Genomic DNA, 25,383 nt, shown 5'->3' with positions numbered 1-25,383 from the left:
TACAGGGTGTCCGGTCTAGTGCGCCATGCTGCGGTCGAGCCCGAGCCAGCGCGCGGTCTCGTCGTCGACGAGCTCGCGCAGGATCACGGCGTTCCCGGGGACGACGGGCGCGCCGTCCTTGAACTGGCGGCCCTTCGCGCCCATGTACGGCGCGCTCGGCTTCCAGTCGGGGTGCGCCATGATCGTCTCGGCCGACACGCGGTGCTCCTCGGGGATGACGCCGAGGATGCCGTCGGCGTACCACTCGGCCTCGTTGTCGGCGCCGGTGCGCGAGTACGGGTTCGAGTCGAACACGACGACGGCCGCGACGCGCCCGCGCCCGACCCACTCGTGCACCCACCCGACGGTGCCCGGACCGACCCGCTTCTCGCGCGAGTGCGAGACGGCGAGCTTCCACGACGTGCGGCTGCCGGAGCGGTCACCGTCGATGTCGAAGCGGGCGGCGGGCGAGGCGATCCACGCGGCCTCGTCGTCGGGGTTCTCCGACGGCGTCCACGCGAGCATCACGTCGGGCAGCACCTCGAAGCGTGCGGAACGGCTGGCCACGGACGGCCTCCCGGGGGTCGACTCCCGGGGGGCGTCCGCCACCCGGGTCAGGGGACAAGCATGACCTTCCCGACCGCGCCGTTCTCCACCGCCTCCTGAGCTGCGACGACGTCGTCGAGGGAGTAGGTGGTCACCTCGAGCGGCGTGAGCGCTCCGGCCGCCACCGCACCGCGCACCCAGGCGACGTCGGCGGCGAGATCGGCCGCGGTGATGTTGTAGAGCAGCACGAACCTCACCGTCGTGTTCGTGACCATGAGACGCCGCACGGGGATCGTCGGGTCGTTCGGCTCGTTGGCGTACACCGCGATCGTGGTGTTGTCGCTGACGGCGAGGTCCAGGTCGAGGTTCGCGCCCAGCGCGACCTCGACGATCCGGTCGACGCGCTCGGCGAACGCCCGGATCTTGTCCGCGGCCCCGTCCTCCTTGTAGTTCACGACGAGGTCCGCCCCGGCCGCGCGGGCCCGCTCGCCCTTGGACTCGGAGCTCACGGTGCTCACCACGCGGGCGCCGGCGTGCTTGGCCAGGCCGATCGCGAAGTGCCCGACGGCGCCCGCACCTCCGGCGACGAGGACCGTCCTCCCCTCGAGCGCCGCGGGGTCACCGCCGAGGCACTGCGCCGCGGTGACGGCGGGGACGCCGAGACAGCCCGCGAGGTCGTCGGAGGCGTCGTCGGGCAGCGGGATCGCCCGGTCGGCCGGCAGCACGCTGTACTCGGCGGCCGTCCCGTACCGGTTCTTGAACGCCGACAGGTGGGTCCACACCCGCTGGCCGACCTCGCGGCCCTCGACGCCCTCGCCGACCGCGTCGATGACCCCCGCGCCGTCCTGGTGGGGCACCTGGAACTCGTCCGGGTCGCCGCCGGTCAGGCCCGCGCGGGTCTTCCAGTCGGTGGGGTTGATCGCGGAGCGCGTGATCCGGACCCGGACCTGGCCGGGTCCCGGCTCGGGGGTGTCGAGGTCCTCGACGTGCAGGACGTCGGCGGCGGACCCGGTCTTGCGGTAGACGGCTGCCTTCATGACTGCTGTAGTTCCCCGCCCCGGCGCCCGTCAGACCCGCCGCGGCGGCCCTGCAGCACCTGGTCGAGCACGACCGTCGCCCGGAAGCCGCAGAGCACGAGGATGTGCAGCAGGAACAGCCACAGCGCGAGGGCGGAGACGGCCCCGACGATCGGCAGACCGCCGAAGGGTGCCGACCACTCGATCGGGATCGCGAGGAACACCACGAACCCCTGCAGGAAGCCGGCGAGCACCGATCCCGTCGCGAACGCTCCGACGAACAGGGCCTTCGGCCCGAGGCGGCCGGGGGCGACGAAGCGGAAGAGGGCGACGAGGGCGAGCGAGACGGTCACGAACACCACGTGGAACGCGATGACCACGCCCCGGACGAGCGACCAGCCGCCCGCGGCGTACATCGGTCCGACGACGGGTGCGGCGGCCAGCACGACGACCACCAGGAACGGGGCCACGGCCGCCACGCCGAGCAGCCCGGCCCGGCCCCGCCAGCCGGTCAGCCGGTCGGGGACGTCGGAGAACTGCCGGAAGGCCCGCCGCAGCCCCTCGCCGTAGAGGCTGGCCGGGAACAGCACGACGAGCGTCTTCCACCAGGGCATGGCGAGCGCGGTCGCGGTGAGGGTGCGCAGCGCCTCCGGGGTCCCGTGGCCCGGCGGCAGGCCGACGATCGCCGCCTCCATGGCCTCGGTGAGCACGTCTCCGCCGACCAGTCGGCCGACCGCCCACAGCGACGCCAGGGCCAGTGGGACCAGCCCGATCACGCCGAAGTAGGTGGCGCCGGCCGCCCACAGGGCGACGTCGCTCACCGGGAACGTCCGGCCGACCTCCCGCGCGAGACCCGTGGCGCGCTGCCGTCGGGTGGTCACCGCCACCTCCGGTGGCAGGCTGGCCGGATGGGGGAGACCGAGCGCAGCGGAGCTCGACCGGGTCCACGGGAGCTGCGCCCGGAGGACGCCGGCTGGTCGGCGCGCCACGGCGGCCTGGAGCCGTCGACGGTGGTGCGCGGCTGGTTGTGGCTGGTCCGGGCGTGCGTGCGCCCGGTCCGACGGGTGCCGCCGGACGTCCTCTCGGTCGCCGGGGTCGCGGTGCTCGCCGGGGCCCTTGCCGTCACGACGGCGGGTGCGCCGTGGGTCGCGCTGGCCGCGGTGCTGGTGGTGCTGGGCGGGGTGCTCGACGGGCTCGACGGCGCGGTGGCGCTCGCGACCGGCCGGGCCCGCCCGCTGGGGGCGGTGGTCGACGCGGTGTGCGACCGGCTGGGTGACCTGCTGCTGGTCGCGGTGCTCGTCGTGCTGGGCGCGCCGGTCGCGCTCGCGGCGGCGGTCGCGGCGGTGACGCTGCTGCACGAGTACGCGCGGGCCCGGGCGCAGGCCGTGGGCATGCCCGGCGCGGGCGCGGTGACGGTGGCCGAGCGGCCGACGCGGATCATCGTCGTGGCCCTCCCGACGCTGGGGGCCGCGCTCGTCCAGACGGTGCCGGGTCCGGGCTGGAGCTGGGGGACGACGTTCCTGACGACGTGGGCCGCGCTGGCGCTGGTGGGTCTGGTGCAGCTCGCCGTCGGGACGTGGCGCTCGATTCCGGCGGAGTTCCCGCCGGACCCGCCGTCGGACCCGCCGTCGGACTCGCCGCCGGAGCCGCCGCCGGACCTCCCGCCGGGCCGATGAGCCCCGCGACGATCTCGGCCGACATGAGCACCAGCGGGATGCCGCCCCCCGGGTGGGCGGAGCCGCCGACCAGGTAGAGGCCGGGCAGCGGTCCGGCGTTGGCGGGCCGGCGCAGCGCCGCACGCGGACCGTGCGACGCCGTGCCGTAGATCGCCCCGCCGGGCGAGCCGGTGCGGCGCTCCAGGTCGGCGGGCGTCAGCACCTCGACGAACCGCAGCCGCGGCCGGACGTCGACGCCCCGGGTGGCGAGCACGTCGAGCACCCGCTCCGCATAGGCCTCGCGCAGGCCGGGGGCGTCCCAGTCCAGGCCCCGCGCGGGTTCGTGCACCGGCGCGTTGACCAGCACGAACCAGCCCTCGGCGTCGTCGTCGGGGCGCAGCGCCGGGTCGTCGGGGGCGTGCACGTAGACGGTGGGGTCGTCGACGGGCCGGGGTCGGCGGCCGAAGACCGCGTCGAACTCCGCGTCGTAGTCGGCCGGGAAGAACACGCGGTGCGCGGGCGCCCCGGACCGCCCGGAGAGCCCGAGCAGCAGCACGAACCCCGCGCTCGACGGCGCGGTACGCCGCAGCCGCCGCCGGGCCCGGGCCGCCGTGCCGCGGGGCAGCAGCCGCTCGTGGAGCACCGCCGCGTCGGCGTTGCAGACGACCGCGTCGGCGCGGTGCTCCCGGCCGGCCACCCGGACGCCCACGGCGCGGCCGTCCTCGACGAGCACCTCGTCCACCGGCGACGACAGGTGCACCGCGACGCCCAGCGCCCGGCACCGGTCGTGGACGGTCTCGACGATGCGCCGCAGCCCGCCGGGCACGTACCAGGCGCCGAACTCCTGCTCGACGAACGACGTCACCGACAGGACGGCCGGGGTGCGTCGCGGGTCGGAGCCCGAGTAGGTCGCGTAGCGCTCGAGCCAGGTGCGCATCCGCGGGTCGGGCAGGGCCCGGCGGGCGAGACCGCGGACGGTCCGCCACGGCGCCACCGCCCGGAGTCCGCCCGGTCGCGCGCTCATCCGCAGCAGCGCGGACAGCGTCAGCGGTCGGCGGAGCACGTCCTCGCCGACGAGCTCCCACAGGTGCCGTGAGCGGGCGTGCAGCGTGGACCAGGCCGCTCCGGCGCCCGGGCCCAGCGCGGCGTCGAAGGCCGCCGGGACGTCGGCCGGGTCGTGCGGGAGCGTGAGACGCGTGCCGTCGGCGAAGGTGTAGTCGCACGCCGGGTCGACCCGCTCGACGTCGAGCCCGGCCGGACCACCCGTCGTCGCGAAGAGGTCGTCGAGCAGGCCCGGCAGCGTCAGCAGGGACGGGCCGGTGTCGAAGGCGAAGCCGTCCCGTTCGACGAGGCCGAGCTTGCCGCCGACCACGTCGGAGCGCTCGTGGACCTCGACCTCGTGGCCCGCCGCGGCGAGTCGGGCCGCGGTCGCGAGCCCGCCGAGCCCGGCCCCGACGACGATCACCCGACTCACAGCGGCCGTCCCTTCCACGTGAGCGTGCCCCGCACCCGGCCCACCCAGGACGACACCAGCAGCCCCAGTGTGGTCACCACCGAGACGGGGTGCGCGACCGCGTCCCACCGCGTCGTCGCGGTGAACCGGGCGGCGAGCACCCGCCCGGCCACACCGGCGGCGTACCCGGCGGCGCCGATCCGGGATCCGCGCAGCGCGGCGGCGGGCGGCAGCACGTAGACCAGGAGCAACGCGGCCGCGACCCCCACGGCGCCGACGGGGGAGCCGAACGCCGCCCACAGCGACTTGCGGTAGCCGGCGTGCAGGTCGCGGCCCGTGTCGTACATCCGGCAGGTCGCGAGGGTGGAACCGTCGCCGACCCCGGTCCGGCCGCCGGCGCGGCGGACCGCCCGGGCGAGGGCGATGTCGTCGAGCACTGCGCCCCCGACCGCCGCCCAGCCGCCGGCCCGCGCCAGGGCCGCCGCCTCCACGACGAGGAACTGCCCGTTCGCGACCGCCATCGACGGCCGTGCGCTCCGTTCTGCGGCCCGCAGCGGGAGCGTGGTGAGCCAGGACCAGGCCAGCAGCGGCTGCACCAGCCGCGCGAGCGGGCCGGACACCGCCTGGCGCGGCCACGGGGAGAGCAGTGCGAGCGGCTCCCCGGCGCGCAGCATCGCGACGGCCGCGGCCACCGCGTGCGGGGCGAGCACCACGTCCGCGTCGACGAAGACGAGCACCTCGCCGCGGGCCGCGGCGGCCAGCTGGGCGCAGGCGTGCGGCTTGCCGAGCCGCCCGGCCGGGGGCGGTCGTCCGGGGAGGACCCGCAGCCGGGGGTCGCCGTCCGCCGTCGCGGCGACGACGTCCGCGGTGCCGTCGGTGGACCCGTCGTCGAGCACGAGGATCTCGAGGTCGGTGACCCCGCGCTGGCCGAGCAGCGAGGTGATCGTCGCCGCGATCCGCGGCGCCTCGTCGCGGGCGGGCACGAGGACCGACACCGGGGTCGGCACCGGCGGGGGTGCGGCCGGCGGGCGCCGGAGCCGGCGGTGGTTGACCAGCTGGTGCAGGGTGCCGGCGGCGGCGAGCAGGGAGCCGGAGGTCACGAGCAGGCGCACGGGTGAGAAGGGACCTGCGGCGGGCACCCCGGCACCGTAGGCACGCCCGATCGACGCCGCAGAGCGGTCCCGCGATCCGACGTGGATCGCGATGCGGGAGGCTCGGGACATGGTGACGACGGCTCGCCCGGCGGCGACGGCGAGCACGGCGCTGCCGGCGTGGGTGCTGGTGGGCGTCGCCGTGCTGGTCCAGATCGTGTACCCGCTGGTGCCGTCGGCGTGGCTCACGGGCGTCACGGTCACGAGCGTCGTCGTGTTCTTCCTCGCCTCGCTGGCGGACGTGGTGCGCGTGCACGGGGTGCGCGGGGGTCTGCTCCTCGTGGGGATCGCCGGCGGCGGCGGTCTGGTGGCCGAGGCCGTCGGGCTGGCCACCGGCTTCCCGTTCGGGTCCTACGCCTACACCGGCACGCTCGGCCCGGAGCTGCTCGGCGTCCCCGTCGTCGTGCCGCTCGCCTGGGCGATGATGGCGTGGCCCGCGCTGGTCGTCGGGCGCACCCTCGCCGGTCGGGGTCCGGGCGTGGTCGCGGTCGGGGCGTTCGCCCTCGCGGCGTGGGACCTGTTCCTCGACCCGCAGATGGTGTCCGCCGGCCACTGGACCTGGTTCGCGCCCGACCCCGCGCTGCCCCTCGTCCCCGGCATCCCGCTCACGAACTACGCGGGCTGGCTGCTCGTGTCCGTGCTGGTGGTCGGCGGGCTGCACCGGGCGCTGGGCCCCGGCCGCGGATCGGGTCCGGCCACCGCGCTCTACCTGTGGGTGTACGCGTCGTCGGTGCTGGCGCACCTGGCGTTCTTCGGGCTGCCCGGGTCGGCCGTGGTGGGCGGGATCGGGATGGGCGTCGTCGCCGTCCCGTTCGCCGTGGCGACGTGGCGCCGCCTCCGCGGCTCCCTTCACGGCACCCTCCGCGGCACCTGATCAGCCCGCCAGCAGCTTCTCGTCGTCGTCGGGGAACGCGCCGGCGTCCCGCAGCTCCCGCGACCAGCGCAGGCACCGCTCCACGGCGAGGTCGAGCCCGTGCTCCATGCCCTCGACGACGGGGTCGAGCGCGGCCTCGGTGGCGTCCTCGACGTCGTCGCGCAGGGCCGCCCCGCGCTCGGTGAGCCGGATCCGGTCGCCGTCGCGGGTGATCAGCAGCCGGTCGAGGAGGTCGGCGGTGGCCGCCTCGATGTCCTCCTCCGTCCACGACCGCGTGCGCGTGTAGTCCCGGCCCGCCATGCCGATGCGCGCCTCGGTGAGCAGGTTCGACTCGAGCATGCCGATGCCGTGGGACACGAGCGCCGCGAGGTGCGCGTCGCCGCGGTACTCCCGCAGCAGGTTCGTCGCGTGCCAGAGCCGGGCCCAGGCGTCGCCCGGCCACTCCAGCGCCGCGTGGCCCGCGAACAGCGGCTTGCCGAGAACCGGCGCCCGGTCCAGGCCGCCGCGCAGCACCGTGACGACCTCCTCGACGTCGCGGGCCGGCTCCCCGAACACGCGGTGCAGGCACCGGGTGGCGCCGGCCAGCTTCGCCGCGAGCGCGTCCGGCACGCTCGCCGTCGCCAGGGCGGCCTCGTAGGTCCCGGTGAGCATCTCCGGTTCGAAGGCGCCGAAGGTCGCGACGACGAGGTTCGCCGGCGGCAGTCCCAGCGCCCCGGCGCGGCCGAGCACGTAGCCCTGCCACCGCTGCAGCCCGATCGCCTCGTACTGCTCCCGGGCTTCCGGGGAGTGGACGTACACCATCGCGATCGGCTCGATCGCGTCCCGGAGGCGGCGGGCGGGGGAGGTCGGCGAAGGCATGGGGGCCACCTACCCGGCCCGCCCGGGTCTCACCCCGCGGCGCGCTTGTACGGGTCCGGCGGGAACCAGCCCGCGGCGACGACCCGGTCGGCCCAGCCGCCGAGCGTGGCGACGAGGTCGTCGAAGCCGTCGGACAGGGCCTCGACGACCCGGTGCTGCGCCAGGTCGGTCGCGGCCTCGATCTGCTGGCGGGTGTCGCGGCCCGCAGCGGTCAGCGCGCCGTCGGCGAGCAGGCCGCGGGCGGTGAGGCGGGCGGACGCCGCGTCCATCGCCTCGGGCGACCAGCCGCGGGTGCCGGTGTACTCGTAGAGGTCGAAGCCGGCCCGCAGCTCGGTGAGGATGTTCGCCTCGAGGCCGTCGATCCCCGCGGCCACGCAGGCGCCGAGGTGGGCGTCGCCGCGGTGCTCGCGGTAGAGCGACGCGACGTGGAACAGGGCGGTGTGGGCGTCGGTCGGCCAGGGCTGGTCGCGCAGGCTCGCGTAGAGCGGCCGCCCCGCGAGCTCGCCGGGTCCGCCCGCGTCCAGGGCCGCGCGCAGCGTGCGGGTCACGCGGCCGATCCCGGCCTCGTCGACCCCCTCCAGCGCGGCGCGCAGGCCCTCCCCGCCGCCGCCGTTCCGGACGGCGAGCAGCTCCTCGACCGAGCACGTGGCCCGAGCCTGGCGCCACAGGTCGGCCGCGAGCCCCGGCTCGAACACGGCGAAGGTCGAGGCGACGACGCCGGGCGTCACGTCGCCCAGGGTGCAGCCACGCCCGCCGACGTAGCCGGTGAGGAAGTTCAGTCCCGCCTTCGCCATGTGCGCCTGGGCCGGCGTGCTCCAGATGTGGACCATCGCGAGCGGCTCGAGTACGTGGCGCAACGCGAGGGCGGGGGTGTCGGCGGCGGGAGCGGTCGCACCCTCCCGGGGCTGGAGGAAGACGTCACGGGCCTGGTCGAAGTCCACGCGGGGAGTGTGTCCCAGGCCACGTGCGTCGTCGACCGTCGCCTATCCGGACGGCGGGGTCGGCTTGGGCGTGCTCGGCTTGGGCGTGCTCGGCGTCGAGTGGCCGTGGCCGTGGCCGTGTCCGTGTCCGTGGCCGTGGCCGTGTCCGGACGAGCCGGGGTCCGCGGCCGGCTTGAGGATCGGCTCGCCCGCGCGCAGGGGGACCTGCTCGTAGCGGCCCTCGTGCGCGATGACGGGCCGGGTGTCGCCGGCGATCTCGGGATACTTCTCCTCGAGCTGCTGGCGGCGCTCCCACTGCTTGCGCATGGAGGCGATGTACTCGCGGTTGCCGTTGTAGACCCCGCGCCAGGTCTGCGGCATCTGCTCGCGGGACAGACCGGGGTCGGCCTTCCCGTGCAGCGCCGGGCGCGACGGGACCTTGCGGGACTCGCCGCCGCACTCCGGGCAGGCCGGCGCGGGGGCGTCGCGGCCCATCAGCCGCTCGAAGCGCAGCCCGCAGTCACAGCGGTAGTCGTAGATCGGCATGACGCCCTTCCCGTTCGCGCACGGAGGGCCCCGCCGTCGACGACGACGGGGCCCGGCCGCGTGCGGCTACCAGTTGGAGATGGACTTGGCGAAGATGTCGGCGATGTCGTCCTCGGTCGGCGTCCGCGGGCACGTCGCGAGCAGGCGCTGCTGCTTCATCGTGCCCTCGACGAGATCGGGGATGTCCGACTCGCCGAACCCGACCTCGCCGATCCCGTTCGGGATGCCGATGTCACGCATCAGCTCGGTGACGACGTGCGGGAGCTGCTCGGACGCGTCGTTCTGCGTCTCCGCGTTCGGCCCGAGCATCCGCGCCGCGGCCATGTGCCGGTCGGGGGCGGAGTCGAACGAGAAGCGGAACGCCTCCGGCGCCGTGAGCGACACCGACATGCCGTGCGGCACCATCGCCTCGTCCGACGGGTAGCCGGCCGGGTGGAAGTCCCGGACCTGGCCGGCGATCGGGTAGGCGTTGGCGTGCGGGATGTGGACGCCGGAGTTGCCGAAGCCCATGCCCGCGAAGGTCGCCGCCATCATCATGTCCATGCGGGCCTCGACGTCGTCGGTGCCCCGGTGGACGGCGGTGCGGAACGACTTCGCCAGCAGGCTCATCGACTTCTCGCACCACAGGTCGGAGACCGGGTTCGAGCCGCAGTAGGTCACCCGCTGCTCGGGGGACTTGCGGTCGAACGTGGTGTACCAGCGCGCGGTGTAGCTCTCCAGCGCGTGGCACACGATGTCCATGCCCGACGCCGCGGTGACCTCCGGCGGGAGGGTCATCGTCAGCAGCGGGTCGACCACGGCGAGGGTCGGGCGCAGCCGCCAGTGGCTGATGCCCGTCTTGACCCGCAGCGACAGGATGTCGAGCACGCACATGGCGGTGGACTCGGAACCCGTGCCGGCCGTCGTCGGGACCGCGATGAGCGGCTTGAGCGCCCCCGGCGGCACCTGCGCGTTGCCGACCGGCTTGTTGACGTAGTCCATCAGCTCACCGGGGAAGGTGGTGAGCAGGTTGACGGCCTTCGCCGTGTCGATGGCCGAACCGCCGCCGACCGCGACGAACCCGTCCCACGGGCCCTGCTCGGTGGCGTAGCCGATCGCCTTGTTCATCGAGTCGTCGGTCGGCTCCACGTGCACGCCGTCGAAGATCTCGACGGTCATGTCGTAGCGCCGGATCTGGTCGGCGATCCGGTCGGGCAGGCCGGTCTGCTGCATCCCGGGATCGGTGATCAGCAGGATGCGCTTCGCGCCGTACTGGGAGAGGTCGAACCCGATCTCGTCACAGGCCCCGGCGCCGAACTTCAGCGGAGGAGCGCCCCAGGTGAAGACGGACTCCTCGGTGGGGACGGGCGGGACGGTCACGTGTAGTGGCCCCCGTTCGAGACGGTCTTGAGCTCGTGGATCTGGTCGGCGTCGTGCCCGAAGACGACGGTCGCGTTCTTCTTCTCCGCGACGTCGCGGATCTTCTCCACCGAGGAGAACCAGGACTCGAGGTTGTTGACGATGGCCGCGGGGACCGGCGGGGGCCCGTAGCTCGCGCCCATGTAGACCGCGTCCGAGGTGAAGATCATCGTCCCGCTGTCGGGCAGGTCGACCTGCATCGACATCGTGCCCGGGGTGTGCCCGGGGGTCTGCAGGAGCGTGACGCCGGGGAGGAACTCGGTGTCGCCCGAGACCGTCTCCCAGTTCAGGTTCTCGTAGTCGCTCTTGAGGTGCGCGCCCGTGAACGGCCCGTCGAAGCCGAACGCGAACTCCTTCTCCTTGTCCGAGCACACGAGCTTCGCCGGGGAGTCCTTGAACAGGTTGGCGTTGCCGCAGTGGTCGAAGTGCAGGTGGGAGAGGACGACGTAGTCGATCTGGTTGGTGCCGATGCCGAGCTGCTCGAGGCGCTTGTCGAGGTACTCGTCGTCGGACACGCGGTCGTAGGGGAAGAAGTCGTTGAGCCCCGTCGGGCCCCAGCGCTCCTCCCAGTCGCTGGGACAGCTGGTGTCCCACAGGAGCGTGCCGTCGGGCGTCTCGACGAGCACGCAGTGCGTGGGGACGTCGACCCACTCGGCGGGGGCGTCCTTCTGCTGCCGGGGCTTGATCGACCGCCCCGGCTGCAGGAGCAACCACGTCAGGTCGGCGCTCATCGCGCCGCAGTCGAGGACACTGACCTTGATGTCACCGCTGGCCACTGCAGACCTCCGCTTCTCCAGAACGGGACCGACCCCCCGCGGGTGATCACCCTGCCTGTGACCGGTGCCACCGTCAATCGCAGTGATCGCCGGGTGCGCATGCGTGCAGCTCGGCGAACGCGGCGGCGATCGTGGTGGGTGTGTAGTGCGCGTTCAGCCCGCTCGGGTTCGGCAGCACCCACACCCGGGTCGCCCCGATCGTCCGGTCCTGCCGCCCGACGACGGCCCTCGGCTCGGCGAAGGCGGTCCGGTACGCGACCACCCCGACGACGGCGAGCCACGCCGGCCCGAGCTCCGTGGCCAGGGCGCGCAGCCGCTCGCCGCCGGCGCGCAGCTCGTCGTCGGAGAGCTCGTCGGCGCGGGCCGTCGCCCGGGGCGCCACGTTCGTGATCCCGAGGCCCAGGGCGGGGAGCAACACCTGCTCGGCGGGCGCGAACACGCGCGGGGTGAAGCCCGACGCGTGCAGCGCGGGCCAGAAGCGGTTGCCGGGCCGCGCGAAGTGGTGGCCGGTGTACGCGGAGACCAGACCCGGGTTGATCCCGGAGAAGAGCACCCGCAGCGGCGGGTCGTCCGGCCCGGGCAGCACGTCGGGCAGCAGCCGGTCCCGTGCCGCCTCGAGCTCGGCCCGGGTCGGTCCCCGTCGTCGTGCGGTCGCCACGGCGACTCCTTTCCCACGAGCGGGTCGTTCGTCACGCCCTTCGGGACGATCGGCCCGCTCGTCCGGAACGGGGTGCCGCCGAACGGCCCAACGACGTGTCCCCACCGGCACGGCGGGGCCGGGTCCTCCCCAGCCTGGAGCCCCGCCGGGAGCCGACCCGCCGTCGGGGACGTCCCCCGGGCATGAGCGATGGATTCACCGTGGACCCGGACGCCCTGCGCGACGCCGTCGAGGAGATCGGGTGGGCCGTGGACGCCGCCGCGGCGGCGGCGGAGGCGATGAGCGCGGCGGTCCGCGACCTGGCCCGCCTCGTGCCCGGCACCAGGACCGCCGACCAGGCCCTCGCGCTGGCCCGGGAGTGGACGGCCGACGCGGCCACGTGGAACGCCGCCGCCCGGGTGCTGGAGGACCTGGTCGAGGACACCGCGACGGACGTCGGGCTGGCCGACGGGGAGCTGGCGCGCCTGTTCGACGGGACGTGGTGACCCCGCTCGGGGCGGTCGCGGTCGAGCTGTCCGCGGCCGCCGACGACTGGGAGCGGGCCGTGTTCGCCGTTCGGCTGCCCGAGGCGTGGCGCGGTGCCTCCGCCGACGCGGCCCGGGCGCAGCACGCGCGTCTGGTCGACGTGGGCGGCGGGCTGCTCGACCGGGCCCGCCGACTGGCCGCGGTGCTCGCCGACGTGGCGGCCCGGGAACCGTTCGACGACGCCCGGCTCGCCGACGCCCTCGCCCGGGCCGCTCGCAGCGAGCCCGCGGCGGTGGGCCCGGCCGCCGACGGGCCGGCGCCGGCGTCCGTCGCGCACTGGTGGGCCGGTCTGCCGGCCCGGGAGCGGCTGGTCCTCGAGCGCCCGGAGCTGGTCGGCGCGCTCGACGGGCTCCCCGCGAGCGCCCGGGACCGGGCCAACCGCGCGCGCCTCGCCGCGACCCGGGACGCCACCGAGACGGAGCTGGCCGAGCTCACCCGCGCCCGGGACGCGGTGCGCGGGCCCGGGGAGCTGCAGGACGTGGAGGTCCGGCTGGCGGCCGTCACGGCCCGGCTCGGGCGGATCCTGGCGATCGACACGGCCGCGGCCGGCCGGATGTTGCTCGCCCTGGACCCGGCGTCGGGCCGGGCGGCGATCGGGATCGGCGACGTCGACATGGCGCGCCACGTGGGCGTGTTCGTGCCCGGGTTCACCGCGCGGGCGGAGGACCTCCCCGCGCGGACGGCGGAGCTCGCGGCCCTGACGGGACCGGGGGTCGCCGCCGTCGCCTGGTACGACTACGCCGCGCCGCAGTGGCCGGAGGTGCTCGACCCGGCGCGCTCGGTGCTCGGCACCCGGGCCGCCACGGTCGCGTCCACCCGGCTCGCGTCGTTCCTCGACGGGGTGGCGCCCGGCGCGCACGTGACCGCCGTGGGCCACTCGTACGGCTCGCTCGTCGTCGCGCAGGCGGCCGCGACGTCGCACGCGGTGGACGACGTCGTGCTGCTCGGCTCTCCGGGGGTGACCCCGCTGCCGCGGCAGCCGACGTGGGTCGCCGAGGCCCGCCTCGACCCGGTGGCCGACGCGGGGTGGTTCGGTCCGGACCCGAACGGGTTGCCCGACGCCCGTCCGCTGGCGACGACGGGTGCGACCGGGCACGACGAGTACCTGCGTCCCGGCGGGACGAGCGCGGCCAACGTCGCGGCGGTGGTCAGCGGACGGCCCGGGGACGTGTCGGCGGACCGGACGGTCGGCGTGGGCGACCGTCTGCGGGACCTGCTGCCCGGGTGAGCCCGGCCGGTGTCCGGCCGGGCCCACCCGGGCGGGCGGGTCAGCTGCCGGCGGGCTTGGTGCTGCCGGCCGAGCCGTTGGTGCTGGGCGAGACCGCGGCGCCGGGACCCTTCGGCGGGACGGAGCCCGCGCCCTCCGCGGGCGGGGGCGTCGCGCCGGCCGCCGCGGCCGGGGACCCGGTCGTCGACGTCGACGCGGCCGGGCTCGGCGCCGGCTTCGGCCGGGGCGCGGGCGGCGGCGGGGGCGGGAGCTCCGGCGCCTTGCGGGTCGCGACGATCGCGATGCCGGCCCCGAGCACGCCGAGCACGATCCAGAGGCCCCAGCGACGGCGCTTCTTGTCCTGCTCCGGCTCGAGCCGCTGCGACAGGTCGCGGCGCGCCGTGGTCAGCCCGTCCTCGAGCTGGCCGCGCACCGTGTCACCGAGGTCGCGCAGCTCGCCGACCGAGGTCGGCACCGGCGAGGCCTCGAGGGCCTTGCGGGCGTCCTCGGCGTAGCTCTTCGCCTGCTTGCGCGCGTCCTTGGCGTACGAGCGGGCCTGCTTGCGGGCGTCCTTGGCGGCCTTGTTGGCGCGCTTGCGCGTCTCGGCGCGCGCCTCCTGGGCCCGCTTGCGGGCCTCGGCCTGGGCCTCCTCGGCGCGCGAGCGGGCCTCGGCGCGGGCGTCGAGCACCCGCTGGCGGGCCTGGTCGGCGGCGGCGCGGACGTCGCGGCGGACCTCGGCACGCTTCTTCGCGCCCTGCTTACGCGCCTTCTCGCGCTCCTTGCGGGCCTGCGCTGCGGCCTTCTCGGCGTGCTTGGCCGCCTTCTTGCGGGCGCGACGTCCTTCCTTGCGCAGATCGTCCAGGTCCTCCCTGGCTCCGATCACGGTCTTGCTGCTCAACGGCGACACCTCACTGTTCGTGGGCGGCTGATCCTGCCGCCCTTCCCCTGTCTGCAAGTGCCCGACCCGCCGGTGCGTCACACCCGCTGCTCCTTCGGTGGCACGATGACGTCCGTGACGAATGCCGAGAACGGGCCGACCGCGACGCTGCACACCTCGAACGGCGACATCACCGTCAACCTCTTCCCCGACAAGGCACCGAAGACGGTGTCCAACTTCGTGGGACTCGCGACCGGTGAGGGTCAGTACAGCGAGCCGAACGCGAAGGGCTCGTCCAGCGGGCCGTTCTACGACGGCACGATCTTCCACCGGGTCATCGCCGGATTCATGCTGCAGACCGGGGATCCCACCGGAACGGGTCGTGGCGGCCCCGGCTACAAGTTCGCCGACGAGTTCCACCCCGACCTGCGCTTCGACCGTCCGTACCTGCTCGCGATGGCGAACGCGGGGCCCGGCACCAACGGCTCGCAGTTCTTCATCACCGTGGCGCCGACGACGTGGCTGAACCGCAAGCACACGATCTTCGGCGAGGTGGCCGACCAGTCCAGCCGCGACGTCGTCGACTCGATCGCCGCCGCCCCCACCGGCCCGGGTGACCGGCCGACCTCGGACATCGTGATCGAGAGCATCGAGGTCGCGAAGTAACCGGACATCCACCTCCCGACGGGGACACTGGGGGCATGACCACGCCCTCGGACGCGGACACCCAGGTGTGCGTCCGCCACCCCGACCGCCCGACCGGGCTGCGCTGCACGCGCTGCGACCGACCGGCGTGTCCGCAGTGCCTCCAGGAGGCCTCGGTCGGGATGCAGTGCGTCGACTGCGTCACCGAGGGCGCCCGCACGCAGCGGCGGGGCCGGGACCTGCGGCGGCCGACGGCCGTCGTCGTCCCGGCCCTCATCGCCCTCAACGTCGCCGTCTTCGCCTGGACCGTCGCCGACGCCGGCAGCGTGCAGGACAACACGGCGGGCGCCGTCTTCTCCGGCGGCGCGCTCGTCCCGCTGCAGGTCGCGTCCGGCGACTGGTGGCGGCTGGTGACGTCGGGCTTCCTGCACATCGGCCCGATCCACCTGCTGTTCAACATGGTCGCCCTGTGGTTCCTCGGGCGCGACATCGAGCTGGCGCTCGGCCGGCTGCGCTTCGGCGTGCTCTACGGGGCGTCCCTGCTCGGGGGCTCGGCCGCGGTGATGGTGTTCGGCTCGCCGCTGAGCGCCACCGCCGGGGCGTCCGGTGCCGTCTTCGGCCTGATGGGCGCCCTCGTGGTGCTGCTACGCCGCATGCGGCTGCCGGCGACGTCGGCCATGGTGATCATCGGCATCAACGTCGTGTTCTCGCTGACGTTCCCCGGCATCTCGCTGCTCGGGCACCTCGGCGGGCTCGTCGTCGGCACCGGGGTGGCGCTGGGCATGGCCTACGGGCCCGCCCGGTCACGCCCGGTCGTCGGGCTGTGGATCGCCGCCGGGATCGTCGTCGCCCTGGTCCTCGCGATCGCGCTGCGCGACCTCTCGTTCGGCTCCGTCGTCTGCGGCGCCACCACCTGCCGCATCGGCGGCTGAGCCACCGGGACCACCGCGCCCCGCCCGGGCGCGGTGGGCCTGCAGGGCGGCCGCGACGTCCACCGGGTCCGCCCCGAGCTCGAGGCGCCCGAGCACCAGCAGCCGTTCCGCGCCGTCGTCGTCCCGCGCGTCGATCTCGAGGTAGGCGGCCGGCATCCCCAGCCGGCGCATCCGCACGACGCGCACGGCGTCCACCCGCGGCCACGGCCACACGCGGGCCCCGAGCAGGCCGCGGAGCGCGAGCGCGTCGTCGGTGACCGCCAGCCGCGGCCGGGCGCGCAGGCCGAACACGGCCGCCGCCCCGACCGCCGCCCCGGCGACGCCGAGCAGCAGCCGCCCCGGCCCGTCGAGCCCGGCGAGGAAGACGGCGGCGATCAGCCCGACCGCGCCCACGAGCCCGAGCACCACCGCGCCCCGCGGCGCGGCCCATGTCGTCTCAGGGTTGTCCACAGGCTCCGTCCACAGTGGGGACGAATGACATCGGTGTAGTTCTCAGCGCCACTTCATCGTCATGAGCAGCGACACCACGACGAGCCCGAACCCGATGAGGAAGTTGTAGCCGCCGAGCTCGGCCATGAACCGGATGTCCTCGCCCGCGAGGTAGTTCACGACGAGCCACGCCAGGCCGATGATGCCGATCGCCAGCATGATGACGACGTACGCGGGGTGCGACGGGCCGGCGGCCTTCGCGGCGGACGCCTGCGGCGGCGGGGTGTAGGTCGGCTTCTTGCGGACCTTGGACTTGGGCACGGGACGCTCCTGGGGACGAGTGTGGACTCCACGGTAGCGAAGCCCCGCGGATCCCCGCGTAGGGTCGCGCCCGTGCGGGTCCTCGTCGTCGACAACTACGACAGCTTCGTCTACAACCTGGTGCAGTACCTCGCCCAGCTCGGTGCGGACCCGGTGGTGCGCCGCAACGACGCCCCGGACGTGCTGGAGCTCGCCGCCGACGTGGACGGCGTGCTCGTGAGCCCCGGCCCTGGCACGCCCGACGACGCCGGGCAGAGCCTCGAGGTCATCGCCCGCTGCGCCGCCGACCGGACGCCGCTGCTCGGGGTCTGCCTCGGTCACCAGGCGCTCGGGCAGGCGTTCGGCGGGATCGTCGAGCGCGCCCCGGAGCTGCGCCACGGCAAGACCTCGGCGGTCCACCACGGCGGGACCGGCGTGCTCGCCGGGCTGCCCGACCCGTTCACGGCCACCCGCTACCACTCGCTCACCGTGCGGCCGGACTCGTTGCCCGACGAGCTCGAGGCCACCGGCTGGACCGCCGACGGCGTGCTCATGGCGATGCGCCACCGCGAGCTCCCGCTCGAGGGCGTGCAGTTCCACCCGGAGTCGGTGCTCACCGAGGACGGTCACCGCATGCTGGCCACCTGGATGGCGGGCTGCGGGCACCCGGTGGCCACCGGGCTGGTCGACGAGCTCGTCCGGGACGTCCGGGCGCTCGCCCTGGCCGCCGCCCCGCCCGCGCGGACCTGAGCCACCCGCCGTCGGGAAGGGCCTTCCCGACGGCGGGTGGCGGCGTCAGTTCCCGCCGGGGAAGAGGCCGTTCCCGCCGAAGACGCCGCCGCTCCCGCCACCGCCGCCGCCGTTGTAGCGGCCGACGGTGACCTGGATGGTGTCGCCCTTCCCGGCCTGGCTGCCCGCGGACGGGCTCTGGCTGAGCACCTTGCCGTCCTGGCTCGGGTCGTCGACGTCCTGCGACGTGGCCTGGAGGTTGCCGCTGAAGCCGGCCGCGGCGAGCGTGGAGATCGCATCGGCGCGGGACTTCCCGACGATGTCGGGCACCGAGACCCGGTCCCCGCCGGTCACCGTGAGGGTGACCGTCGAGCCGACCGCCACCGTGCTGCCCGCCGACGGGCTCGTGGAGGCGACCGTCGCCGATCCCGAGGCGTCGCCGGAGACGGTGACCTCGAGGCCGACCCCCTCGAGCGTGGTGCGCGCGGTGCTCACCGGCTGGCCCGTGACGTCCGGGACCTTGATCGTCTGGCGCTGCTGGCCGACGGTCAGCTGGATCGCGGTGCCCGGGGCGAGCAGGGTGCCCGACGCCGGGTCCTGCGAGAGGACCTTGCCGACCTGCGAGGGGTCGTCCACCGGCCGCTGCTGCGGCACCGGCGTCAGCGTCAGCCCGGCCGCCTGCACGATCTGCTGGGCCTGGTCGGCCGTCCGGCCGGTGAGGTCCGGCGCCTGCACCCGGTCCGGCCCGCGGCCGACGCGCATGGCGATGACGGACTGCGGCTCGACCTCGGTCCCGGCCACCGGGTCGGTGCCGAGCACCTTGCCGACCTGGGTGGCGTCGGAGGCCACCGGCACGAGGTTGGGCTTGAGCCCGGCACCGGTCAGGGTGCGCAGGGCGACGTCCTGCGGCTGGTTCGTGACGTCGGGGACCGGGAGCTGGTTGTTGCCCGGCGAGAAGAGGAAGAACAGCCCGGCGAGCACGGCGGCCACCGCCACGATCCCGCCGATCACGCCGAGCCGCCGGCGGCCGCGCCGGCGACGCTCCTCCTCCTGCTCGGCCTGCCAGGCGGCGAAGTCGCCGGCCTCGGTGGCTGGACCGGTCGCGTACGCGGCGGACCCGACGGTGCGGGTGGGGCCGGTCATGAGCGTGTTGCGCTCGTCCGCCGTCATCACCAGCGGGGCCTCGACCTGCTCGCCCTGCAGCACCCGCACCAGGTCGTCGCGCATCTCGCCGGCGGTCTGGTAGCGGTTGAACGGGTTCTTGGCCAGCGCCTTCAGCGTGATGGCATCGAGGGCCGGCGGCACCGCCGGGTTCAGCTCGGACGGGGCCTTCGGGTCCTCCCGCACGTGCTGGTAGGCGACGGCGACCGGGGAGTCGCCGGTGAACGGCGGCTGCCCCGTCAGCAGCTCGAAGAGCACGCAGCCGGTCGAGTAGACGTCCGAGCGGGCGTCGACCGCCTCGCCCCGCGCCTGCTCCGGCGAGAGGTACTGCGCCGTGCCGATCACGGCCGCCGTCTGCGTCAGCCCCTGCTGGGCGTCGGAGAGCGCCCGCGCAATGCCGAAGTCCATCACCTTGACCGCCCCGGACGGGGTGATCATGACGTTGGCCGGCTTCACGTCGCGGTGGATGATGCCGTGGCGGTGGGAGAAGTCGAGCGCCGAACAGACGTCGGCGGTGACCTCGCAGACCCGGTACGGGTCCATCGGCCCGCCGGTCTTGACGATGTCGCGCAGCGTCCGCCCCGGCACGTACTCCATGACGATGTAGGGCAGCGGGACGTCGTCGGCCCAGGTCTCGCCGGTGTCGTAGACGGCCACGATGGCCGGGTGGTTCAGCGCGGCGGCGTTCTGGCCCTCGCGCTGGAAGCGGATCTGGAACTGCGGGTCCCGGGCGAGGTCGGCGCGGAGGACCTTGATCGCCACGTCGCGGCCCAGGCGGACGTCCCGGCCGCCGTGGACCTCGGACATGCCGCCGTAGCCGAGCGCGGGTCCGAGCTCGTAGCGGTCGGACAGGAGGCGGGGGGTGGTCATCCGAACTCCTGACAGGTGACCGTGACGGTGTCACCACGACGGACTGCGCCGGACGGAGAGAGGTAGAGCACGCGGCAGTTGGCCGGGTCGTCGACGGCCTGGCCGAGCACGGAGCGCACGTCCGCCTCGAGCCCCTGGCCGCGCAGCCCGGTGACCGCGACGGCGCCGGTCTGCCCGGCGTAGTCGAAGCGACCGACCTCGACGGTGTTGCCCGCCGCGGTGGTGGTGGTCGTGGTGCGGCTGCGCGTCGTCGTGGTGGTGGTCGGCGCGGCCGTGGTGGTCGTCGTGGTGGTCGGCGCGGGCGCGGCGGGTGCGCTCGTCTCGGTGTTCGACACCAGCACGTAGGCGAGGATGCCGAGCACGGCGAGGACCGCGACGACGGCGGCGATCGTCCCCCAGGGACCCCGGCGGGCCGGTTCGGGGCGGCGGCCGTCGTCCCAGCGGTCGCGCCGCGGCGGCGGGGGCTGCTGGGGCCCGTCGTAGGTGGAGGCCGGGGCCACGCGGGTGGCCGGGTTGACCGCCTCGGTGGCCGCGGTCGCGGCGCCCGGACGGGGCACCGGCTCGCCGCGGCGCACGGCGGCGACGGCGCGGGCGAACTCCCCGCCGTTGGCGTAGCGCCCGCGCGGGTCCTTCGTGAGGGTCAGCTCGATGAGCTGGCGCACCACCGGCGGCACGTCCGGCGGCAGCGGCGGCAGCGGGTCGCGGATGTGCATCATCGCGACCGTCACCGCGTTCTCGGACAGGTACGGCCGGCGCCCCGCGAGGCACTCGTAGCCGACGACGCCGAGCGAGTACACGTCCGAGGCGGGGCCGGCGTCGCCGCCGCCCGCCTGCTCGGGGGCGATGTAGTGGGCGGTGCCCATGACCATGCCCGAGCGGGTCACCGGCGCGGCGTCGATGGCCTTCGCGATGCCGAAGTCGGTGATCTTCACCTGGTTCGTCGGCGTCACGAGGATGTTGCCGGGCTTGACGTCGCGGTGGACCAGGCCGCGCTCGTGCGCGGCGTCGAGGGCGTACCCGGACTGCTCGAGGATGTCGAGCGTGTAGTCCACGCCGAGGCGCCCGTGCACCGAGAGGATCTGGGCCAGCGGCTCGCCCCGGACGAGTTCCATGACCAGGTAGGCCACGGGCACCTGGATGGTGCCGCTGGCCGTCGTCCAGTCGGTGGTGGTCTCGCCGTAGTCGTGGACCGCGGTGACCCCGGGGTTGTTCAGCGACGCGGCCGTGCGCGCCTCGGTGCGGAAGCGGTGCAGGAACTCGGGGTCCCCGGAGAGCTCGGCCTTGAGGATCTTCACGGCGACGGTGCGGTCGAGGCGCGTGTCCTGGGCCTCCCAGACCTCGCCCATCCCGCCGATCGCGATGCGGCGGCCGATCCGGTAGCGGTCGGCGAGCAGGGTTCCCGTGGTCGGAGCCATGGTGCTACCTCCCTCCCTGCTGCAGGGCGGCCGCGACGACCGCGCGGCCGATCGGGCCGGCCACCGAGGAACCGGTGGCGTCGTCGCCGCGGTTGCCGCCCTTCTCGACGATCACCGAGACCGCCACCTGGGGGTCGGGCACCGGGCCGAACACGTCGTACCAGGTGTGCGGCGGGTTGGTCTTGGGGGCCGAGCCCCACTCCGCGGTCCCGGTCTTCGAGGCGAGCTGGATGCCGGGGATCTTGCCGCCGCTGGTCCCGCCGTTCTCCGAGCCGATCATCAGCTGCGTGAGCGTGGAGGCGGTCCCGCCGGAGACGGCCCGGGACAGCCGGTCGGGCTCGGTGGTGTCGACGACCGAGAGGTCCTGGCCCTGGATCTGGCTGACCAGGTGCGGCTGCATCGGGATGCCGCCGTTCGCGATGGTCGCGGTGATCATCGCGTTCTGCAGCGGGGTGAGCCGCACGTCGCGCTGTCCGATGCCCGACTGCGCGAGCGAGGCGCCGTCCGCGAGGTCGCCGACCGAGGACTCGGCGACCGGCATCGGGATCGTCAGGTTCGGGTTCTCCATGCCGAACGCCGTGGCCTGCGCCCGCAGCCGGTCGGCGCCGACCTGGTCGGCGAGCTGGGCGAACGGGCCGTTGCAGGACTTCGTGAACGCGGTGGAGAACGGCACCGTCGGCCCCGGGCCGCAGCGCTCGCCGTCGTAGTTCTCCAGCGTCGTGACGCTGTCCGGCAGCGTGATCCGCGGCTCCGCCGTGACCGGCGTCTGCGGCGTGATCATGTTGGCCTCGAGCGCCGTCGCGGTGGTGACCAGCTTGAACGTCGAGCCGGGGGGATAGGTCTCCGAGATCGCCCGGTTGACCAGCGGCGAGTCCCCGCTGGTCGGGTTCAGCGCCTGCCACGCGTCCCGCTGGGTCTGCCCGTCGTGGCTCGCGAGCGGGTTCGGGTCGTAGGAGGGCGTGGAGACCAGCGCGAGGATCTCGCCGGTCTGCGGCCGGATGGCGACCACCGAGCCCTCGTAGCCCCGCGACACCATCGCCTGGTACGCGGCCCGCTGGACCTTCGGGTCGATCGTCAGCGCGACGTTGCCGCCGGCCGGCGCGCGCCCGGTCACGACGTCGGAGATGCGGCGGACGAACAGGCGGTCGTCCGAGCCGTTGAGCACCGAGTCCATCGAGCGCTCGATGCCGGTCGTGCCGTAGATCTGCGAGTAGTAGCCGGTGACGGGCGAGTACATCGGCCCGTTGGAGTACTGCCGCAGGTACTTGAACCGGTCGTCGGTCGCGACGCTCGAGGCGAGCACCTCGCCGCCCGCGGAGATCTGGCCCCGCTGCCGGTTGTACTCGTCGAGCAGGACGCGTTGGTTGTACGGGTTCGCCTTGTACTCGTCGGCCTTGACCACCTGGACCCACGTGGCCTGACCGAGCAGCAGCACGATCAGGCCCATGACCACGAGGGAGACCCGACGCAGCGGGGTGTTCACTCGCGGGCCCTCCCTCTCGGTGGCGTCGCCGGGGCGACGGGGTTGCCGTGCGGCGGCGTCGCCGCCTCACTGCGGGACACCATCTCGGTGTGAGCCTCCGCGAGCGGGGTCCGGGGTGGGGTGGGTGCGGCGCCCGGCTCGGACCGCCCCTTCTCGGCGGCCGGCCGGCGGGCGGCGTCGGAGACGCGCAGCACCAGGGCCACGAGCACGTAGTTCGCCACCAGTGACGAGCCGCCGTAGGACATGAACGGCGCGGCCTGACCCGTGTTGGGGATCAGCCCGATCACCCCGCCCGCGACGACGAACACCTGGATCGCGACGGTGAAGCCGAGGCCGGCGGCGAGGAGCTTGCCGAACGTGTCCCGGACGGCGAGCGCGGTGCGCAGCGCCCGGGTGGCGATGAGGCAGTAGAGCAGCAGCAGGGCCATCAGCCCGATGAGGCCGATCTCCTCGCCCATCGAGGTGAAGATGAAGTCGGTGCTCGAGAGCGGCACGAGCTCGGGGCGTCCCGCGCCGAGGCCCGTCCCGAGCATGCCGCCGGTCGCCATGCCGAACAGGCCCTGGCTGACCTGGTAGGTGGCGCCCGTGGGGTCGGAGAGCGGGTCGAGCCAGGCCGCGACGCGGGTCTGCACGCGGTCGACGAAGGTCCACGCCGCGAAGGCGCCCGCGCCGAAGATGACGAGGCCGATGACGACCCACGACGACCGCTCGGTGGCCACGTAGATCATCGCGAGGACGATCCCGAAGAACATCAGCGAGGTACCGAGGTCGGACTCGAAGACGAGCACGCCCATGGCGACGACCCAGGCGATGAGCAGCGGGGCGAGGTCCCGCGGCCGCGGGAAGGTCATGCCCAGGACGTGCTTGCCCGCCGTCGTGAACAGGTCCCGCTTCGCGACCAGGAAGGACGCGAAGAAGACCGTCAGGAGGATCTTGGCGAACTCGCCCGGCTGGATGCCGACGCCGCCGACGCGAATCCAGATCTTCGCGCCGTTGACCTCGGAGAGCGCCGAGGGCAGCACGGCGGGCAGGGCGAGGAGCACGAGCCCGATGAAGCCCGCCGTGTAGCCGTAGCGGGCCAGGGTGCGGTGGTCGCGGACCCGCCAGAGCACGATCACGAACAGGGTGAGGCCCAGCGCCACCCAGGCGATCTGCCGGAGCGCGTTGGCGTCCGGGGCCGGGTTGCCCTGCAGCGACGCCCGCAGCGCCAGGGCCAGGTCGATCCGGTGGATCATCACCAGGCCGAGCCCGTTGAGCAGGGCCGCGCAGGGCAGGATCACCGGGTCCGCGTAGGGCGCGAACCGGCGGACGGCCACGTGCGCGGCCGAGAACAGCGCGAGGTAGGCCAGCCCCAGGTAGAGCAGCTGCAGCGTCAGCTGCTGGTTCTGGTTGGCCTCGACGAGCACCAGCGCACCGGTGGTGAGGACGGCCGCGAACGCGAGCAGCAGCAGCTCGATCCCGCGGCGGGTGGAGACGGCGGCGGCGACGGCCGGTCGGAGCGCGGTGCGGTCCGCGGGCATCTCGGCGGGAGCGACGCCGGGCCCGCCGGTCCGACCGGCTCGGGACGCGGCCTGGGCGGGGCGCGCCATTACTGCACCGCGCGGCAGTCGCGTCCCGGGACCTGCGGGGACTGGGTCGGAGCGGCCGCGGTGACCGGGGCACCGGGCGCCGCCGTCTGACCGGGCTGGGTCGGTGCGGCGGGCTGGCCGGGCTGGCCCGGCTGCGTCGGCACGATCGGCGCCGGCGGCTGGCACTCGGGCAGGAGCTCGTCGGTGCGCAGCCGCTCCACCGTCCGGTGGGCGGCGTCGAGGTCGGAGGTGGGCAGCGAGTCGCCCTGCACCGAGGTCCGGCCGACCTGGGTCAGGTCGGAGACCCTGATGCCGGTCTGCTCGGCGACGTCCTGCAGGCGCACGCCGAGGGCGTCACCGCGGACGCCCTGGTAGATCACGACCTGGTCGCCGGACACGCCGACGTAGTACTGCTGGGCGATCCAGAGGCGGGTGACGAGTAGCCCCAGCCCGGCGAGCACGAGCACGCCGACCACGGCGAGCACCACGGCGAGGCGACCGCGCCGGGGACGGGCGTGGGCGCGGGCGGACTCGGCGCGCGAGGCGAGCGGGTCCGGTCGCGACGACGGCTCGGCGCGGGTCAGCGTCGCGGCCGAGGCCCGCGCGGCGGCGGAGTCGGCCGGCGGCGGGTCGGCGCGGCCGTCGCCGGCGGCGCCCCCGTAGATCGGCTCGTGCTCGCCGTAGTCGACGTCGACGACGTCCGCGACGATGCACGTGACGTTGTCCGGCCCGCCGCCCTTGAGGGCGAGCTCGATCAGCCGATCGGCACAGCTCTGGGGGTCGGCGATCGTCAGCGCGTCCGCGATGGTCTCGGCGCTGACGACGCCGGAGAGGCCGTCGGAGCAGAGCAGGTAGCGGTCGCCCGCGCGCGCCTCGCGCACCGTCAGCGACGGCTCGACGTCGTGCCCGGTGAGGGCGCGCAGCAGCAGCGAGCGCTGCGGATGGCTCGCGGCCTCGTCCTCGGTGATCCGGCCCTCGTCGATCAGGGACTGCACGAAGGTGTCGTCCCGCGTGATCTGCGTGAGGACGCCGTCGCGGAACAGGTACGCGCGGGAGTCGCCGACGTGGACCATCCCGAGGCGGCTGCCGGCGAACAGGACGGCGGTGAGCGTGGTGCCCATGCCGTCGAGGTCGGGCTCCTCGTTCACGAGCTCCGTGATCGCGTCGTTGCCCTGGGCGGTCGCCTCGGCGAGCTCACCGAGCAGGTCGTCGCCCGGCTCGTCGTCGTCGAGCGGCACGAGGGCGGCGATGACCAGCTTCGAGGCCACCTCGCCGGCGGCGTGGCCGCCCATGCCGTCCGCGAGAGCGAGCAGGCGCGGGCCCGCGTAGACCGAGTCCTGGTTGTTCTGGCGGACCAGGCCCCGGTCGCTGCGGGCGGAGTAGCGCAGCACCAGGGTCACGGGACGATCCTG

24 protein-coding genes and 2 pseudogenes are annotated in these 25,383 nt (G+C 74.7%); 7 read left to right on the top strand and 19 right to left on the bottom strand.

Going from position 1 to position 25,383, the window contains the following annotated elements:
• Positions 1-15 precede the first annotated feature (15 nt).
• The 3 genes from LN037_RS15735 to LN037_RS15725 are packed head-to-tail and all read right to left on the bottom strand — an operon-like array spanning position 16 to position 2,422.
• A complete protein-coding gene (locus LN037_RS15735) occupies positions 16-546 on the bottom strand; it encodes a hypothetical protein (protein ID WP_230754209.1) in 531 nt (176 codons plus the stop codon).
• Between the two features lie 47 nt (positions 547-593).
• Positions 594-1,562 (bottom strand): NADPH:quinone reductase, encoded by a 969-nt coding sequence (locus LN037_RS15730; protein ID WP_230754207.1) that lies wholly within the window; start codon positions 1,560-1,562, stop codon positions 594-596.
• Entirely contained in the window at positions 1,559-2,422 is an 864-nt protein-coding gene (locus LN037_RS15725; RefSeq protein WP_230754205.1) for a YihY/virulence factor BrkB family protein, read from the bottom strand. The genes LN037_RS15730 and LN037_RS15725 overlap by 4 nt, the downstream gene beginning before the upstream one ends.
• Positions 2,423-2,449: 27 nt before the next feature.
• On the opposite strand from LN037_RS15725, the pseudogene LN037_RS33660 reads away from it, so the two are divergent.
• Positions 2,450-2,995: pseudogene (locus tag LN037_RS33660) on the top strand (CDP-alcohol phosphatidyltransferase family protein); the annotation flags it as partial.
• Here the strand turns inward: LN037_RS33660 and LN037_RS15715 are convergent.
• Together LN037_RS15715 and LN037_RS15710 are read right to left on the bottom strand one after the other, a co-directional pair.
• Positions 2,979-4,670, bottom strand: a complete 1,692-nt coding sequence (locus tag LN037_RS15715; protein ID WP_230754204.1) for a phytoene desaturase family protein — start codon at positions 4,668-4,670, stop codon at positions 2,979-2,981. The pseudogene LN037_RS33660 and the gene LN037_RS15715 overlap by 17 nt on opposite strands.
• Positions 4,667-5,788: a glycosyltransferase family 2 protein gene (locus tag LN037_RS15710; protein WP_230754202.1), complete on the bottom strand. Its 1,122-nt coding sequence runs from the start codon at positions 5,786-5,788 to the stop codon at positions 4,667-4,669. Before LN037_RS15710 ends, LN037_RS15715 begins: the two co-directional genes overlap by 4 nt.
• Positions 5,789-5,870: 82 nt before the next feature.
• On the opposite strand from LN037_RS15710, the gene LN037_RS15705 reads away from it, so the two are divergent.
• Entirely contained in the window at positions 5,871-6,674 is an 804-nt protein-coding gene (locus tag LN037_RS15705; RefSeq protein WP_230754199.1) for a carotenoid biosynthesis protein, read from the top strand.
• Here the strand turns inward: LN037_RS15705 and LN037_RS15700 are convergent, their stop codons facing one another.
• From LN037_RS15700 to mug, 6 genes are all read right to left on the bottom strand, one after another.
• The gene (locus LN037_RS15700; protein WP_230754197.1) at positions 6,675-7,532 is read right to left on the bottom strand and encodes an SCO6745 family protein; all 858 of its coding nucleotides are present in this window, start codon (positions 7,530-7,532) and stop codon (positions 6,675-6,677) included.
• 29 nt (positions 7,533-7,561) lie between these two features.
• The gene (locus LN037_RS15695; protein WP_230754195.1) at positions 7,562-8,473 is read right to left on the bottom strand and encodes an SCO6745 family protein; all 912 of its coding nucleotides are present in this window, start codon (positions 8,471-8,473) and stop codon (positions 7,562-7,564) included.
• Between the two features lie 42 nt (positions 8,474-8,515).
• Positions 8,516-8,998 (bottom strand): FmdB family zinc ribbon protein, encoded by a 483-nt coding sequence (locus LN037_RS15690; RefSeq protein ID WP_230754193.1) that lies wholly within the window; start codon positions 8,996-8,998, stop codon positions 8,516-8,518.
• Between the two features lie 66 nt (positions 8,999-9,064).
• Positions 9,065-10,357, bottom strand: coding sequence for a hydroxyacid-oxoacid transhydrogenase (locus LN037_RS15685; protein WP_230754191.1), 1,293 nt, complete (start codon positions 10,355-10,357; stop codon positions 9,065-9,067).
• Positions 10,354-11,172, bottom strand: coding sequence for an N-acyl homoserine lactonase family protein (locus tag LN037_RS15680; protein WP_230754190.1), 819 nt, complete (start codon positions 11,170-11,172; stop codon positions 10,354-10,356). Before LN037_RS15680 ends, LN037_RS15685 begins: the two co-directional genes overlap by 4 nt.
• 73 nt (positions 11,173-11,245) lie before the next feature.
• Positions 11,246-11,830 carry a G/U mismatch-specific DNA glycosylase gene (gene mug, locus LN037_RS15675; protein WP_230754188.1) on the bottom strand — a complete coding sequence of 195 codons (585 nt, stop codon included), beginning with the start codon at positions 11,828-11,830 and terminating at the stop codon, positions 11,246-11,248.
• A gap of 182 nt (positions 11,831-12,012) precedes the next feature.
• Between mug and LN037_RS15670 the strand changes: the two genes are divergently transcribed.
• Both LN037_RS15670 and LN037_RS33655 read left to right on the top strand, forming a co-directional pair.
• Positions 12,013-12,315: a type VII secretion target gene (locus LN037_RS15670; RefSeq protein WP_230754186.1), complete on the top strand. Its 303-nt coding sequence runs from the start codon at positions 12,013-12,015 to the stop codon at positions 12,313-12,315.
• Complete coding sequence (locus tag LN037_RS33655; RefSeq protein WP_230754184.1) at positions 12,312-13,583, top strand: alpha/beta hydrolase; 1,272 nt, start codon at positions 12,312-12,314, stop codon at positions 13,581-13,583. Before LN037_RS15670 ends, LN037_RS33655 begins: the two co-directional genes overlap by 4 nt.
• Positions 13,584-13,623: 40 nt before the next feature.
• Here LN037_RS33655 and LN037_RS15660 read toward each other — a convergent pair whose 3' ends face one another.
• A complete protein-coding gene (locus tag LN037_RS15660) occupies positions 13,624-14,460 on the bottom strand; it encodes a hypothetical protein (protein WP_230754181.1) in 837 nt (278 codons plus the stop codon).
• Positions 14,461-14,574: 114 nt separating this feature from the next.
• Here LN037_RS15660 and LN037_RS15655 point away from each other — a divergent pair, with 114 nt between their 5' ends.
• A complete protein-coding gene (locus tag LN037_RS15655) occupies positions 14,575-15,105 on the top strand; it encodes a peptidylprolyl isomerase (protein ID WP_230754179.1) in 531 nt (176 codons plus the stop codon).
• A 35-nt stretch (positions 15,106-15,140) separates the two neighbouring features.
• Positions 15,141-16,016, top strand: coding sequence for a rhomboid family intramembrane serine protease (locus LN037_RS15650; RefSeq protein WP_230754177.1), 876 nt, complete (start codon positions 15,141-15,143; stop codon positions 16,014-16,016).
• 39 nt (positions 16,017-16,055) lie between these two features.
• Here the strand turns inward: LN037_RS15650 and LN037_RS32630 are convergent.
• Both LN037_RS32630 and crgA read right to left on the bottom strand, forming a co-directional pair.
• Positions 16,056-16,307, bottom strand: a pseudogene (locus tag LN037_RS32630) (PH domain-containing protein); the annotation flags it as partial.
• Positions 16,308-16,508: 201 nt separating this feature from the next.
• On the bottom strand, positions 16,509-16,766 hold the full coding sequence (gene crgA, locus LN037_RS15640) for a cell division protein CrgA (protein WP_230754175.1): 258 nt from the start codon (positions 16,764-16,766) through the stop codon (positions 16,509-16,511).
• A gap of 72 nt (positions 16,767-16,838) precedes the next feature.
• Here crgA and LN037_RS15635 point away from each other — a divergent pair, with 72 nt between their 5' ends.
• Positions 16,839-17,495 (top strand): aminodeoxychorismate/anthranilate synthase component II, encoded by a 657-nt coding sequence (locus tag LN037_RS15635; RefSeq protein ID WP_230754173.1) that lies wholly within the window; start codon positions 16,839-16,841, stop codon positions 17,493-17,495.
• Between the two features lie 45 nt (positions 17,496-17,540).
• Here LN037_RS15635 and pknB read toward each other — a convergent pair whose 3' ends face one another.
• From pknB to LN037_RS15610, 5 genes are read right to left on the bottom strand one after another with little or no spacing between them, the layout of a single operon-like run.
• A complete protein-coding gene (pknB, locus tag LN037_RS15630; RefSeq protein ID WP_230754171.1) occupies positions 17,541-19,505 on the bottom strand; it encodes a Stk1 family PASTA domain-containing Ser/Thr kinase in 1,965 nt (654 codons plus the stop codon).
• Positions 19,502-20,920 carry a protein kinase domain-containing protein gene (locus LN037_RS15625; RefSeq protein ID WP_230754169.1) on the bottom strand — a complete coding sequence of 473 codons (1,419 nt, stop codon included), beginning with the start codon at positions 20,918-20,920 and terminating at the stop codon, positions 19,502-19,504. Before LN037_RS15625 ends, pknB begins: the two co-directional genes overlap by 4 nt.
• Positions 20,921-20,924: 4 nt before the next feature.
• Positions 20,925-22,403 carry a peptidoglycan D,D-transpeptidase FtsI family protein gene (locus LN037_RS15620; protein WP_230754167.1) on the bottom strand — a complete coding sequence of 493 codons (1,479 nt, stop codon included), beginning with the start codon at positions 22,401-22,403 and terminating at the stop codon, positions 20,925-20,927.
• Positions 22,400-23,992: an FtsW/RodA/SpoVE family cell cycle protein gene (locus tag LN037_RS15615; RefSeq protein ID WP_443611898.1), complete on the bottom strand. Its 1,593-nt coding sequence runs from the start codon at positions 23,990-23,992 to the stop codon at positions 22,400-22,402. The genes LN037_RS15620 and LN037_RS15615 overlap by 4 nt, the downstream gene beginning before the upstream one ends.
• On the bottom strand, positions 23,992-25,371 hold the full coding sequence (locus LN037_RS15610) for a PP2C family protein-serine/threonine phosphatase (RefSeq protein WP_230754165.1): 1,380 nt from the start codon (positions 25,369-25,371) through the stop codon (positions 23,992-23,994). The genes LN037_RS15615 and LN037_RS15610 overlap by 1 nt, the downstream gene beginning before the upstream one ends.
• Between the last annotated feature and the right edge of the window lie 12 nt (positions 25,372-25,383).

This window comes from Actinomycetospora soli, assembly GCF_021026295.1.
In the GTDB taxonomy this organism is placed as follows: domain Bacteria; phylum Actinomycetota; class Actinomycetes; order Mycobacteriales; family Pseudonocardiaceae; genus Actinomycetospora; species Actinomycetospora soli.
This window is presented reverse-complemented; position numbering and strand designations above follow the sequence as displayed.

Coding starts and splice junctions, on each gene's coding strand:
- LN037_RS15615 (WP_443611898.1), bottom strand. CDS start 23,992: ATGGCGCGCCCCGCCCAGGCCGCGTCCCGAGCCGGTCGGACCGGCGGG.
- LN037_RS15650 (WP_230754177.1), top strand. CDS start 15,141: ATGACCACGCCCTCGGACGCGGACACCCAGGTGTGCGTCCGCCACCCC.
- LN037_RS15625 (WP_230754169.1), bottom strand. CDS start 20,920: ATGGCTCCGACCACGGGAACCCTGCTCGCCGACCGCTACCGGATCGGC.
- LN037_RS15690 (WP_230754193.1), bottom strand. CDS start 8,998: ATGCCGATCTACGACTACCGCTGTGACTGCGGGCTGCGCTTCGAGCGG.
- pknB (WP_230754171.1), bottom strand. CDS start 19,505: ATGACCACCCCCCGCCTCCTGTCCGACCGCTACGAGCTCGGACCCGCG.
- LN037_RS15705 (WP_230754199.1), top strand. CDS start 5,871: ATGGTGACGACGGCTCGCCCGGCGGCGACGGCGAGCACGGCGCTGCCG.
- LN037_RS15730 (WP_230754207.1), bottom strand. CDS start 1,562: ATGAAGGCAGCCGTCTACCGCAAGACCGGGTCCGCCGCCGACGTCCTG.
- LN037_RS15670 (WP_230754186.1), top strand. CDS start 12,013: ATGAGCGATGGATTCACCGTGGACCCGGACGCCCTGCGCGACGCCGTC.
- LN037_RS15700 (WP_230754197.1), bottom strand. CDS start 7,532: ATGCCTTCGCCGACCTCCCCCGCCCGCCGCCTCCGGGACGCGATCGAG.